General features: G+C 72.5%; 12 protein-coding genes and 3 pseudogenes. 13 read left to right on the plus strand and 2 right to left on the minus strand.

What is annotated here, in order from left to right:
• Positions 1–85: 85 nt before the first annotated feature.
• The 7 genes and pseudogenes from AB0M27_RS44420 to AB0M27_RS44450 all read left to right on the plus strand — a co-directional run.
• Positions 86–988: pseudogene (locus tag AB0M27_RS44420) on the plus strand (carbamoyltransferase C-terminal domain-containing protein); the annotation flags it as partial.
• Positions 985–1,980: a glycosyltransferase gene (locus AB0M27_RS44425; protein ID WP_365731472.1), complete on the plus strand. Its 996-nt coding sequence runs from the start codon at positions 985–987 to the stop codon at positions 1,978–1,980. The pseudogene AB0M27_RS44420 and the gene AB0M27_RS44425, both read left to right, overlap by 4 nt.
• Positions 1,977–2,408: pseudogene (locus AB0M27_RS44430) on the plus strand (HAD-IIIA family hydrolase); the annotation flags it as partial. The gene AB0M27_RS44425 and the pseudogene AB0M27_RS44430, both read left to right, overlap by 4 nt.
• A pseudogene (locus tag AB0M27_RS44435) lies at positions 2,408–2,920 on the plus strand (glycosyltransferase family 2 protein); the annotation flags it as partial. The pseudogenes AB0M27_RS44430 and AB0M27_RS44435, both read left to right, overlap by 1 nt.
• A gap of 115 nt (positions 2,921–3,035) precedes the next feature.
• Positions 3,036–3,494 carry an STAS domain-containing protein gene (locus tag AB0M27_RS44440; protein WP_365731474.1) on the plus strand — a complete coding sequence of 153 codons (459 nt, stop codon included), beginning with the start codon at positions 3,036–3,038 and terminating at the stop codon, positions 3,492–3,494.
• A gap of 121 nt (positions 3,495–3,615) precedes the next feature.
• Positions 3,616–5,145 carry an ANTAR domain-containing protein gene (locus tag AB0M27_RS44445; RefSeq protein WP_365731476.1) on the plus strand — a complete coding sequence of 510 codons (1,530 nt, stop codon included), beginning with the start codon at positions 3,616–3,618 and terminating at the stop codon, positions 5,143–5,145.
• 126 nt (positions 5,146–5,271) lie between these two features.
• On the plus strand, positions 5,272–5,724 hold the full coding sequence (locus AB0M27_RS44450; protein WP_365731478.1) for an RpiB/LacA/LacB family sugar-phosphate isomerase: 453 nt from the start codon (positions 5,272–5,274) through the stop codon (positions 5,722–5,724).
• Between the two features lie 102 nt (positions 5,725–5,826).
• On the opposite strand, the gene AB0M27_RS44455 is transcribed toward AB0M27_RS44450, so the two are convergent.
• On the minus strand, positions 5,827–6,192 hold the full coding sequence (locus AB0M27_RS44455) for a DUF6479 family protein (protein WP_365731481.1): 366 nt from the start codon (positions 6,190–6,192) through the stop codon (positions 5,827–5,829).
• Between the two features lie 158 nt (positions 6,193–6,350).
• Between AB0M27_RS44455 and AB0M27_RS44460 the strand changes: the two genes are divergently transcribed.
• From AB0M27_RS44460 to AB0M27_RS44485, 6 genes are all read left to right on the plus strand, one after another.
• Positions 6,351–6,722 (plus strand): ferredoxin, encoded by a 372-nt coding sequence (locus AB0M27_RS44460; RefSeq protein WP_365731486.1) that lies wholly within the window; start codon positions 6,351–6,353, stop codon positions 6,720–6,722.
• Positions 6,723–6,821: 99 nt separating this feature from the next.
• Complete coding sequence (locus AB0M27_RS44465) at positions 6,822–8,000, plus strand: acyl-CoA dehydrogenase family protein (protein ID WP_365731488.1); 1,179 nt, start codon at positions 6,822–6,824, stop codon at positions 7,998–8,000.
• 184 nt (positions 8,001–8,184) lie between these two features.
• Positions 8,185–8,634 (plus strand): helix-turn-helix domain-containing protein, encoded by a 450-nt coding sequence (locus AB0M27_RS44470; RefSeq protein WP_365731490.1) that lies wholly within the window; start codon positions 8,185–8,187, stop codon positions 8,632–8,634.
• Positions 8,635–9,071: 437 nt separating this feature from the next.
• On the plus strand, positions 9,072–9,662 hold the full coding sequence (locus tag AB0M27_RS44475; RefSeq protein WP_365731496.1) for an alpha/beta hydrolase: 591 nt from the start codon (positions 9,072–9,074) through the stop codon (positions 9,660–9,662).
• Complete coding sequence (locus tag AB0M27_RS44480; protein WP_365731498.1) at positions 9,575–10,345, plus strand: kelch repeat-containing protein; 771 nt, start codon at positions 9,575–9,577, stop codon at positions 10,343–10,345. Before AB0M27_RS44475 ends, AB0M27_RS44480 begins: the two co-directional genes overlap by 88 nt.
• Complete coding sequence (locus tag AB0M27_RS44485; RefSeq protein WP_365731492.1) at positions 10,342–10,536, plus strand: hypothetical protein; 195 nt, start codon at positions 10,342–10,344, stop codon at positions 10,534–10,536. The genes AB0M27_RS44480 and AB0M27_RS44485 overlap by 4 nt, the downstream gene beginning before the upstream one ends.
• Before the next feature lie 76 nt (positions 10,537–10,612).
• Here AB0M27_RS44485 and AB0M27_RS44490 read toward each other — a convergent pair whose 3' ends face one another.
• Positions 10,613–11,608, minus strand: a complete 996-nt coding sequence (locus tag AB0M27_RS44490; RefSeq protein WP_365731494.1) for a helix-turn-helix domain-containing protein — start codon at positions 11,606–11,608, stop codon at positions 10,613–10,615.
• Positions 11,609–11,867 lie beyond the last annotated feature (259 nt).

An 11,867-nucleotide genomic window follows, 5' to 3' on the forward strand; every position in this document is an offset into this window, starting at 1 on the left:
GCTAAGCGAACCTATGCGAACCGTAGGGTCCGACGCGGGTTCTGCCCATCTTGGCGGGGCAGCGTGAGCGTGGAGATGGAATCCTGCCTGGAGCCGGGACCACGCCGACCTCGCGGCCAGCGCCCAGCTCTGCCTGGAGGAGGCCATGCTCGCCCTGGCCCGGTGGCTGCGCGAGCGCACCGGCGAGGACGCGCTCACCATGGCCGGCGGTGTCGCGCTGAACTGCGTCGCCAACACCCGGCTGTGGCGGGAGAGCGGCTTCAAGCACGTGTGGGTGCAGCCCGCCGCCAAAGACGCCGGTACGGCCCTGGGCGCGGCCGCGCATGTGGCCGGCCAGAAGGACACGCCGGAGCCGATGCCGACCGCGGCGCTCGGCCGCGGCTGGAGCGACGCCGAGCTGCGGGAGTGGCTGGAGCGGGCGGCCGTGCCGTTCGAGGAGCCCGCCGACATCGCCGAGACGGCCGCCGAGGCGCCGGCGGCCGACGGGATCGTGGCCTGGTACCAGGGCCGCAGCGAGTACGGGCCGCGCGCGCTCGGCCACCGCTCGCTGCTGGCCCACCCCGGCAGGGCCGCGAACCCGGAGCGGCTCAACGCGGTCGAAGGGCGCGAGGAGTTCCGGCCGGTCGCGCCCATGGTGTTCGCGGAACGCGCGGCCGAGACCTTCGACGGACCGCTGCCCAGCCCGCACATGCTCTTCGTGCACGACGTGGCCGCCGACTGGAAGGCCCGCATCCCGGCCGTGGTCCACGTCGACGGCACCGCCCGCGTCCAGACCGTCGACCGCGCCCAGGAGCCCCTGGTCGCGCGGATGATCGACGGGTTCGAGCGGCGCACCGGACTGCCGGTGGTCGTCAACACCAGCCTGAACACCGCCGGTCGGCCCATGGTCGACGACCCGAGGGACGCGCTGGAGCGCTTCGGCTCGGCCCCCGTGGACCTGCTGGTGCTCGGCCCGTTCGCGATACGGCGTGGGAAGGCGTTCGCATGACCGGCGCGCCCGCCTACACGGTCGTCCTCCCGACGATCGGCCGTCCCTGCCTCGCCGAGTGCCTGCGCGCGCTCGCCGGGGCCGAAGGGCACCCCCCGCACGAGGTGATCGTCGTGGACGACCGGCCCGAGGGCGACGGGGACCTGCCGTTGGAGGCGGCCGGGCCCCTGCTCGACCGAATACGGACCCTGCGCACCGGCGGCAAGGGCCCGGCCGCCGCCCGCAACGCCGGCTGGCGCAGCGTCGCGACACCCTGGACGGTCTTCCTCGACGACGACGTCCAGGTGTTCCCGGACTGGTCCCGGCTGCTCGCCCAGGACCTGCGCGAGGCGGGAGAGGACGTCGGCGGCATCCAGGGACAGCTGCGAGTCCCCCTGCCCCAGGACCGCCGGCCCACCGACTGGGAACGCAACACCAAGGGCCTGGAGAACGCCGCCTGGGCCACCGCCGACATGGCCTACCGCACCGAGGCGCTCGCCCGGACAGGCGGCTTCGACGAACGCTTCCCGCGCGCCTTCCGCGAGGACGCCGACCTCGCCCTGCGGGTGCAGCGGGCGGGCTGGACGCTGCGGCGGGGCCGCCGGACGACCTGTCACCCGGTCCGCCCGGCCCACTGGTGGGCCTCGCTGCCCGCGCAGCGCGGCAACGCCGACGACGCGTTGATGAACCGGCTGCACGGCCGCGACTGGTGGGGCCGCGCCCAGGCACCCAGGGGCCGGCTGCCCCGCCACCTGGCCGTGACCGGTGCCGCTCTCGCGGCGGCCGCCTGTGCGTCGGCCGGACGCCGGCGCGCCGCGGCCGTCTGCGTGGCCCTGTGGACGCTCGGCACCGCCGAGTTCGCCCTCGCCCGGATCCTGCCCGGCCCCCGTACCGCCCGCGAGATCGCCGGGATGCTCGGCACCAGCGTGCTCATCCCGCCCCTCGCCGTCCGGCACTGGCTGCGCGGAGTCGTCCGCCACCGGCACGCCGAACCCCTGGGAGGTGCCGGGTGATCCCCTTCTCCGCCGTCCTGTTCGACCGCGACGGCACCCTCGTGGAGGACGTGCCCTGCAATGGCGACCCCGACCGCGTCCGCCTCCTGCCCGGCGCCGAGGCGGCCGTCGCACTCGCGCGCTCCCACGGCCTGGCCACCGGGGTGATCAGCAACCGGTCCGGCATCGGACGCGGACTGCTCACCACCGACGACGTACACCGGGTCAACGAGCGCGCCGATGCCCTGCTGGGCGGCCTCGACACCTGGGTGTTCTGCCCGCACGTCCCGGACACCGGCTGCGCCTGCCGCAAGCCGCGCCCCGGCCTGGTCCTCACGGCCGCCGCACGACTCGGCGTCCCGCCCGCCGCGTGCCTGGTGATCGGCGACATCGCGGCAGACGTGCCGGCGGCGCGGGCGGCGGGCGCCCACGGAGTGCTCGTACCGACGTACAGGAGCTGCGCGAGTCCCCGCTGTACGGGCCCGACTGGCTCCCAGGACCGGCCCTGGGCTCCTTCCTCGCCGGCGCCACCGTGCTGCGCACCGACGCCTTCCGGGCCGGCGGCGGCTTCCGTCCCGGCCTCTGGCTCGGCGGCGAGGAGGAGCTGCTCGCCTGCGACCTGCTGCGACAGGGCAGGTGGCTCGCCTACGCCGAGGATCTCACCGTCCACCACCAGGCCTCCCGGCTGCGGGACAGCACGGCCCGCCGTGTCCTCGGGATCCGCAACACCCTGTGGTTCACCTGGCTGCGCCGCCCTCTGCTGCCGGCGCTGCGCCGCACCGGGCACCTGATGCGCACCGTGCCCCGGGACATCGCCTCCGCACGGGCCTTCGCCCACGTCACCGCCGGGCTGCCATGGGTGCTGCGCCAGCGCGACCCGGTGCCGCCCGACCTGGAAGGCCGGCTGGCGGCGCTGGCACGGGCCCGCGGAACCTCACCCGCCCGGCGGTATGTCGGCTGAACCGCACCGATGCGACACGCCCCTGGAGAATCGTTGCGTCACGCGTGGGGCGGGGGCAGAGTGAACTTCCCGGTCAAGACGCGGCTGGCTGATCCTTCTGCGCCCAGGAAGCCCGATGCCCATGGAAAAAGGTCAGCAGTCCCGCGCCCGGGTCCGCCCCGGCGGCCCGGCCCCGCTGCTCCTGCAGACCGTGCACGAGCACCGGCACGAGGCCGGTGCCGTCAGCGTCCTGAAGGCCCGGGGTACCGTCGACGCCACCAACGCGATGGAGTTCTCCGAGACGCTCGCCGAGCACATCGTCCAGGCGGAACGGGCCGACGAACACGCCGTGCTGGACATGACCGAGGTATACCTCGCCTGCGCGGCCGCGGTGCGGGCCGTGGACCGGGCCACCGGGGTCCTGGCCTTCTCGGGCCGCGCCCTGCCCGTCGTACAGCCCCGGCCGCATGTGCGGGAGGCGCTGCGCGCCGCGGGGCTGCCGGGCGTCCGGGTGCACGCCACCATGGCGTCCGCACTGAACTCCCTGGAGGCCCGCAGGCGGGCCGGCCCACGGCCCGGCGGCACCGGTTGGTGAGCACACCGGCCCGCCCCGTCCGGCGCACCGCAGGGTGCGGCCGAGGGCCGGGCCCCCAGCGTGCACACCGGTCAGGAAGAGGCCGCCCGAGTTCGTCGCGCCGTCTTGCCCGGGTGCTGCCATGAATCCCTCTTCCGACCCCTCCGCCGCCCCGGCACCGCTCGTCATCGAGTCGTCCGTCGTCGACGGTCTGCCCGCCGAGGCCGCGCTGCTGCTGCGCATGTCCGGCAGCCTCGACGCCGCCGGCGCACAGGTCTGGTCGGCGGAGCTGCGCGGCCACCTCGAACAGGCGGACCGCGCCGGGCTGCGGCCCGTCCTGGACATGGCCCATGTGCAGCTCGGCGGCGCCGCCGTGCTGCACACACTCAGCGAGGCCACCCGAGCACGCACCGGACGCCCGGACCTGGTCATCGTCCGCGCCCGGCCCGGGGTGCGCGAGGCGGTGCACCTCGCCCGCCTGGACGGCGTCCAGCTCTACGCCACCCTCGACGAGGCGATGCGGGAGCTGGCCCGGGCCGCCTCCCGGGTGGAGGAGCTGCCGGCCTGGCGCTCGCAGATGGCGGATCCGCTGCGGCCGAGCTACGAGGACCTGTGCAAGGAGGTCCGCGCGCTGCGCGCCCGGGTGCGCACCGCGCCCGTCATCGGCATGGCACAGGGCGTGCTCATGGTCCGCTACGGCCTGCCGGACTCCGGCACCGCCTTCCGGGCGCTGCGCGAGGCCTCCCAGCGGTTCAACGTGCCGTTGCGCGTCCTCGTCTCCGCCGTGGTCGTGGCCCGGCCGCCGGACGGCGAGGTGTGGTTCCCGGGCCGCCGCTCCCTGCCCGTGCCGCCGCTGCGGATCCTGTCCCGCGAAGGCCGTGACCCCCGCTACCGGCGGCAGATGATCGACGCCGTGCTGCACGAGGCGCTGGCCGTCGGACGGGCACCGGCCGGATACGTACGGTTCGTGGACCCGGCCGTGAACGCACTGATGCTGGAGACCCACTACGGCTGCGCGGACACGTTTCTCGACCTGCTCGTGCGCGGCCGGGACGAGGGCACGGCCGACGCGCTCGCCCGGCTGCGCGGACGCCGGGTGAGCGTGCCCGACGTGTCCGCCGACGCGCTGCTCTCCGAGGAGGCCCGGCGTGTCCTGCTGAGCACGGGCACCGGCGCCCTGCAGAGCGTTCCCGTGCTGTCCTCGGCCGGCTCCTGCACCGGCGTGATCACCCTGCAGTGGCCGGACCCCGGACACCGGCCCACCGCCGCCCAGGCCGAGGCCCTCGGTCTGCTGGCCTCCGACACGGCGGCCTGGCTGGGCTGGTACCACCGCTCGGTGCTCCTCGACGCCCTCGAACACCTCCACCGGACGGTGACCGGCTCCGCCGCGCCCGCCGAGGACGAGGGGTGTGACCCCCGCCGACCTGGGAACCCGGAACCCGTGGGCACCACGCACCACCCGGAGGGAGTCCGGCGCACGTCGAATCCGCAGCAGCCCGAACAGCGGCGCAGTGACAAGGGCGGCGCCACCCCGCAGGACGGCGGCCAGATGAAGGCCCGGCAGGCAGCCGAGCGCGCCGCGGGTGGCCGCCCGCACGGCTCGGACAAGGGCGAGAAGGGCGGCGGCGAAGGCGGAGTCGTGCCTCCGGCACAGCGGCCGGAGCATCCCTGACCACACATCACAGCTCGGCGGCATCGCCGTCTACCGGCTGCGGGTGAGCTGCTGCTGATCGCGCAGTTCCCCCGCACCCCTTCGCCTCGGGGCGCTCACCACGCCGCAGGCACTAATCTCACCTGTATGCGGATCTCCGTCTCCTCAGACATGGACGAACCCGTGGCCCGTTCACTCGTCGAAGACCTGCGGCGGCGCGGCCACGACGTGCGGACGCACGGCGCGCTGCGGCCCGGGGCCGACGCGCAGTGGGCGGCCTGCTCGGAGGCGGCCGCCCGGGACGTGGCCGAGGGCGTCGCCGATCAGGCGGTGGTGTGCTGCTGGACCGGCACGGGCGCCTCCATCGCGGCCAACAAGGTGCCCGGCGTGCGCGCGGCGCTGTGCACGGACGCCAGCACGGCGGACGGCGCGCGCCGCTGGAACGACGCCAACGTCCTTGCGCTGAGCCTGCGCCTGACCTCCGAACCGCTGCTGAAGGAGATCCTCGACGCCTGGTTCGCCGGCGAGGCCAGCCAGGACCCCGAGGACCGGCAGAACGTGGCCCGCGTCGGCCGCCTGGACGCCGCCCGGAATTCCTAGGGGCGTACGGCGGACCGGTGCGGGCCGGGCCGGCGGGAGTGTCGCGGTGTTCGGGTTCGCTGGTCGATCGGGCGGGGAAGTCGGTCGTTTCCGGGTGGGGAGTCAGTGGGCGCCGAGTCCGCCGCCGCCGAAGGAGCCGCTGGAACCCCGGCTCCAGCGCGGACGCTCCTTCGTCGCGCTCGGCCGGGAGTCCTGGTTCCTCAGGTCGTACGGGGTGAGCGGCCGGCCGCCCTTGGGGGTCTCGGGGACCTCCTCGTAGTCCCTGTTCTGCCGCACCTCGCGCACCGGGCCGTCGGGCGGCAGCTGGGGCTGTTCCTCGGGCCGCGGCCGAGGGGACTCGCGGTACTTGACGCGGGAGGTCATCCAGAAGCCGCCGGCGAGCAGCGCCAGGACGCCCACGGCCACGACGAACAGGACGAGGCTCATGAGGCCGCTCGCTGCGGCCAGCTGCATCGATGCGGTATCCATAGAACAGGGATACCCAGCCCAGAACCGGACGAACCGGACACTGTCTGTGACCGGTGGTGAACGGGCCGCGACCCGACTGCCGCCGGAAGCGCATCCCGGGGCGTCATTCGGCAGCGCACAAGTGGTTTGTGGCCCTGTGTCCCGGCTACCCGCACGGTGTGACATCGCCTACTTCGCAACAGCTCTACCGGTTCCTGGAGGACCGATTCGCCTGTGCCCAGGCGTGTACGGAGTGCGCCCGGGCCTGTGCGGTACGCGCGAGCCTGGTCGACCCGGACGGCACCGAGCGCCATGAGCGGGTGCGCAGGCTGGGCATCATGTGCGCCGAAGTGTGCGACGCCACGTGCCACGTGCTGTGCGAGGAGAGCCGCCAGGACGAGGGCGAGATCCGCGTCCGGCTGGAGTGGTGCCGCTCGGTCTGCCTGGAGTGCGCCCGCGTGTTCGACGAGCAGCCCGGCGCCGAGTCGGCGGCGGCCACCTGCCGGTCCTGCGCCGACGCCTGCTCGGAGTTCCTGCACAGCCTCGTGTGACCCTCGGCGGAATTCCCCCGGGGTGTGTCATTCCCTATTTCTGAAACACGTTCTACGGTGTGCGCCGTCAGGACCGCCCTTGGGGACCCTGGAGGCGCCGTGCATCTCGACCACACACCCGAGCAGCAGCGACTGCGCGCCGAACTGCGCGCCTACTTCGCACAGCTGGTCCCGGACAACGCCTACGCCCGGTACGCCGACCCGGTCGCACAGAAGCGCTTCTACCGCGACACCATCCGCCGGCTCGGCACCGACGGCTGGCTCGGCGTCGGCTGGCCCGAGGAGTACGGAGGGCGCGGCATGACGGCGATGGAGCAGTTCATCTTCTTCGACGAGGCCGCGCAAGCCGGCGTACCGCTGCCGCTGATGGCGCTGAACACGGTCGGCCCGACGCTCATGCGCTACGGCACCGAGGAGCAGAAGACGTACTTCCTGCCGCGCATCCTCGCCGGCGAGATCGACTTCGCGATCGGCTACAGCGAGCCCAACGCAGGCACCGACCTCGCCGCCCTGAAGACCAGGGCCGTACGGGACGGGGATGAGTACGTGGTCAACGGTCAGAAGATCTGGACGACGAACGGCGACACCGCCGACTGGGTCTGGCTGGCCACCCGCACCGACCCCGCCGCCCCGCCGCACAAGGGCATCACCATGCTGCTGGTGCCGACCTCAGAGCCGGGCTACTCCTGCACCGTCATCAACACGCTCGCCTCGCACGACACCACCGCGAGCTACTACGAGGACATCCGCGTCCCGGTCTCCCGCCGCGTCGGCGAGGAGAACCAGGGCTGGCGGCTGATCACCAACCAGCTCAACCACGAACGCGTCACTCTCGCCGCGCACGGCACCATGGCCATCCGCGCCCTGTACGACGTGCAGCGCTGGGCCATGGAGACCAAGCTCGCCGACGGCCGCCGGGTCGCCGACCTGCCCTGGGTACGTCGGCTGCTGGCCCGCACCCACACCCGGCTCGACGCGATGAAGCTGCTCAACTGGCAGATGGTCGGCGCCGTCGAGAACGGCTCGCTCACCCCGCAGGACGCCTCCGCCGTCAAGGTCTACGGCTCCGAGGCCCGCCGGGACGCATACGCCTGGCTCATGGAGATCGTCGCGGCCGCGGGCCCGCTGAAGGAGGGCTCGGCGGGCGCCGTCCTGCACGGCGAGCTGGAGCGCGGCTACCGCTCGGCGGTCATCTTCACCTTCGGTGGCGGCAACAACGAGATCCAGCGCGAGATCATCTCCTGGATCGGCCTCGGGATGCCGAGGGTGCGGCGCTAGCCTTTTGGCATCCGGCTTGCGTACCGAGCTGGTGGAAGGCGTGAAATCGTCAGCCGGCTGAGGCCGGTTCCGCGGCGCTTCCATGGTCCCGACCGAGCTCAGCTACGACCCACCTCCTCGCCCGCGCCACAAGGTCGGACAGAGCCTGGCCTCCCGGGCGGCACACCGGGGGCGATGGCGGCAGATGCCCAAGGTGCCGGAAGCCGCGCATGATGAGCCGTCCTGCTCCATCGAACGCGGCCTGCAGGCGCTGGGCGAACGCTGGACGCTGCTGATCATCCGAGAGATCTACATCGGAAAGCACCGCTTCGCGGAAATCCAGGCATCACTGGGCATCGCGCCGAACCTGCTCAGCACGCGGCTGAAGACACTGGTCGACGCGGGAGTCCTCCGCAAGCGGACGTACCAGATGCCCGGAAGCCGGCAGCGCGACAGCTACCACCTGACCCCTGCCGGTGAGGAACTGCAGGTGATCCTCGCCGCCTTCCAGCAATGGGGCGACCGTCACCGTCCGCGCCCCTCGGGCCCCTCCGCGCTGCGGCGCCAACGTTCCACCGGCCGGCCGGTCCATGTCGGCTTCATCGCCGACGACGACGCACACGAGGTAGCTGCTTCAAATATCAGCTCGCTCTAGTAGGGGCGCTGATCCTGTTGGGGCGCTCAGTCCGGTTCTGCGACCTGCTCGCCGAAGTCCAGTTCGACGCCGTCCGGCTTCTGTAGGCCATGTTCGAAGAGGCGCGGTACGCGGTGTTCGTTCTCCGGTCGATTTGCCGTACGGAAATAGGCGGAGAGGGCGTATCCGAACTCTTCCTCCGGGATGCCGGTACTCGCGTTGATGAGGGCCTTGCTCTCGGATACGGCGACCTTGTCGAACCCTGCGATGCGGCGGGCGAAGCCATCGACGAAACCGTCCAACTCGACTTCAGGAAGGACCCGGTTGACGTAGCCGTACTGGGCCGCCAGCTCCGCAGGGAAGTCATCGGCCCCGAGCAGGTGGTCGTCGGAGGCGACGGACCGCCGCTGCTGCTGGTGCACGGCCGGCCCGAGACCTGGTACGCCTGGCGCCTGCTGATGCCCACGCCGGCCGAGGACTTCACGGTCATCGCAGTCGATCAGCGCGGCAGGGGCCTCACCGACAAGCCCCGGGACGGGTACGACTCCGGCACCCTCGCCGGCGACCTGGTCGCGCTGACGGACGCGCTCGGCCACCAGCGGTTCGCCGTGGTCGGCCACGACACCGGAATGCCCATCGCCTACGCCCTGGCCGCGGATCACCCGGAGCGGGTCGACCGCCTGGTCGTCGCCGAGGCTCCCTCCCCGGCATCAGCACGTCACCGCCGTTGTTCGGCAACGCCTGGCTCAACGAACTGCGCGGCCGCCTCGCAGTACGTGACCTCCGTGGGACCGCCGCGGCCGGGACGGCCTGGCAGACCTCGGCGGACCTGCCCACGCCGCTCTCCAGCAACACGGCCGATCTCTACGACGGCCGGCTGTACACCGGATTCGGCTGGGACGGCCACAACGACGTCAGCTCCCTGTACTCCTACAACCCTGCAACCGCCGACTGGTTCCGGCTGGCCTCCGCCACCGATCCCAGGGAAGCGCCCGCCCACGGATTCATCGGCGGCAAGCTCTACGTGGCCGGCTGCTTGGGCAGCCTGAGCGGTGTCGACCGCAAGCTGGAGATCTACGACCCGCGCACCGACCGGTGGACGGTCGGAGCCAACATGCCCACCGCGTACGGTGCGTCCGGCAGCGCGGTACTGGGCGACAAGCTCTACGTGGTGGGCGGCTGCTACGCCCTGGACTGCGCCGGCGTCACGGACATCCAGGTGTACGATCCGCACGCCGACAGCTGGTCCAAGGCCGCCCCGTACCCCAAGCGCATCACCTGGACCGCCTGCGGTGCCATCGCGGGCAAGCCCTACTGCGCCGGCGGCATCGCCGGAAACAACCCCGTCAAGCACGCCTACGTCTACGACCCGGGCACCAACAGCTGGTCACCGATCGCCGATCTGCCGAACACCACCTGGGGCGCGGCGTACAGCGCCGCCAACGGGCAGCTGCTCGTTGGCGGCGGCGTGAACAGCGGCGCGATCGGCCGCCCGGCGCTGACCAACCAGGGCTACGCCTACAACCCGTGGACAACGCCTGGACCGCGCTGCCCAACGCCAACCTCACCGTGTACCGCGGCGCGGGGGCGGTCGGGTTCTACGTGGCCGGCGGTTTGTCGAGCAACCAGTTGCTCGCCCCGTCGATCAGCAACGTGTCCGTCCTGCCCGGCTAGACCGACAACGCCTCGCCGACCGACGTCGACTGGCTCTCCGAGACTCCCGAGTCAGTGACCGTCGCACCCGGCCGGAGCACCACGGTGACGGTCACCGTGGACGCCGGGGCCCCGGGCATCGTCACACTCGGCGACTACACCGCGGCCCTGTCGCTCGACGCCGACACTTCCTACCCGATCCGGTCCATTCCGGTGACCACGCACGTCGGCCCGGCCGGAGACCGGGCAGTATCACGCTCGCACCGATGAAGGTGAACTGAACCAGGACGGCCCGGCTTCCCTCGGAAGCCGGGCCGTCCGCCATCTCGACCGACGCGTCGCCGCCTCACAGCCAGCCGCGGCGGGCGGCGGTCAGCCCGGCCTGGAACCGGGTGTCCACCCCGAGTTGACTCATCAGGCGGTGGATACGGCGCTGAGTGGTGCGTTCGCTCCAGCCCTGGGCGCGGGCGATCGCGGCGTCGGTGAGCCCTGCCGCGAGCAGCGACACCAGTGACCGGGTCTCCTGGTCGGGTTCGCCGGTGGCGCTCTCGAGGACCGCCTCGGCGGCGGCTGTGCGGCTCGTCAGGGGCAGTGGCACCGCCCGCTCCCACTCCACCTCGAACAGCGCCTCCAAGGCCACCAGCATCGGTGAACTCTTCACCAGATACGCCGCCAACTGACCGCCCGGTGCCGCACTGACGGGGATGATCGCGACCCGGCTGTCGCAGATCACGAGTTTGAGCGGCAACTCGGTGCGGACACGCGCCTGCTCGCCGGCCCGGACGCTGGGCAGGATGTCGCCCGCGAGGCGGCCCGGCCAGGCGACGGCGGCACGGTCGTAGATCACCCGGTGGACGACGCCCCGGCGCTGCCGCTTGATCTGCTCGTCGAGGTTGCTGCCGGGCCGGTCGACGTAGGGTGGCCGGTCGAAGGCCCGTATCTCGCGCTGCGCCTGGGTGGTCATGCACTGGACCGCGGCGCTGACGTCGGCGCGTTCGGTGAGGAGTTCCACCGCGAGGTCCGGGCTGCTGATCCGGGAAGCCTCCCGGTGTGCCTCCATCAGCCGGTGCACCTGCGACCGGGCCTCATCGAGTTGCCGCTCACGGCGGCGGATCAGCATGGTCACAGCAATGTCGGGGGCCATCGCGGTGAACCGGGGCGGTCGGCCGGTGGCCCGCGTCGCCAGGCCCTCCTTGACCAGATCGGCCAGCTGCCGCGCGGTGGCGGGAACGGACAGTTCGCAGGCGCCGGCGAGCTCCGAAGCCGTGGCGTGGGGCAGATGGACCAGCGCGGCGTAGACGCGCTCCGTTTCTTCTGTCAGTCCCAGCACGTTGAATGCCATGCCCTGTCCCGCCTTCATGTCGCCTGCCCGCCGGTCGGCGGGCGTCGGCCACGTCTGTTCTTGTGCCACACCTGTCCCGTCGACATCTTCCATTTCGCAAAGGAGGCATGGTCAGGGGGGTCCCGGAGGGCGACAACCGCGGCCATGCGGACCTTGTTCCCGTGACGCCGCGGGTCCGCGGGCGCCGTGGCGGGACCCGGACCTGCGGTATCTGGCGGTGAATCCCGCTCTCGAACGCATCACCGGTCAGTCCGCCGCC

The organism is Streptomyces sp. NPDC052107 (assembly GCF_040680215.1).
Taxonomy (GTDB): Bacteria; Actinomycetota; Actinomycetes; order Streptomycetales; family Streptomycetaceae; genus Streptomyces.

Excerpts from the sequence above, each read along its gene's own strand:
- AB0M27_RS44425 (WP_365731472.1), top strand. The coding sequence starts at position 985 with ATGACCGGCGCGCCCGCCTACACGGTCGTCCTCCCGACGATCGGCCGT.
- AB0M27_RS44440 (WP_365731474.1), top strand. The coding sequence starts at position 3,036 with ATGCCCATGGAAAAAGGTCAGCAGTCCCGCGCCCGGGTCCGCCCCGGC.
- AB0M27_RS44445 (WP_365731476.1), top strand. The coding sequence starts at position 3,616 with ATGAATCCCTCTTCCGACCCCTCCGCCGCCCCGGCACCGCTCGTCATC.
- AB0M27_RS44450 (WP_365731478.1), top strand. The coding sequence starts at position 5,272 with ATGCGGATCTCCGTCTCCTCAGACATGGACGAACCCGTGGCCCGTTCA.
- AB0M27_RS44455 (WP_365731481.1), bottom strand. The coding sequence starts at position 6,192 with ATGGATACCGCATCGATGCAGCTGGCCGCAGCGAGCGGCCTCATGAGC.
- AB0M27_RS44470 (WP_365731490.1), top strand. The coding sequence starts at position 8,185 with ATGCCCAAGGTGCCGGAAGCCGCGCATGATGAGCCGTCCTGCTCCATC.
- AB0M27_RS44475 (WP_365731496.1), top strand. The coding sequence starts at position 9,072 with ATGCCCACGCCGGCCGAGGACTTCACGGTCATCGCAGTCGATCAGCGC.
- AB0M27_RS44490 (WP_365731494.1), bottom strand. The coding sequence starts at position 11,608 with ATGGCATTCAACGTGCTGGGACTGACAGAAGAAACGGAGCGCGTCTAC.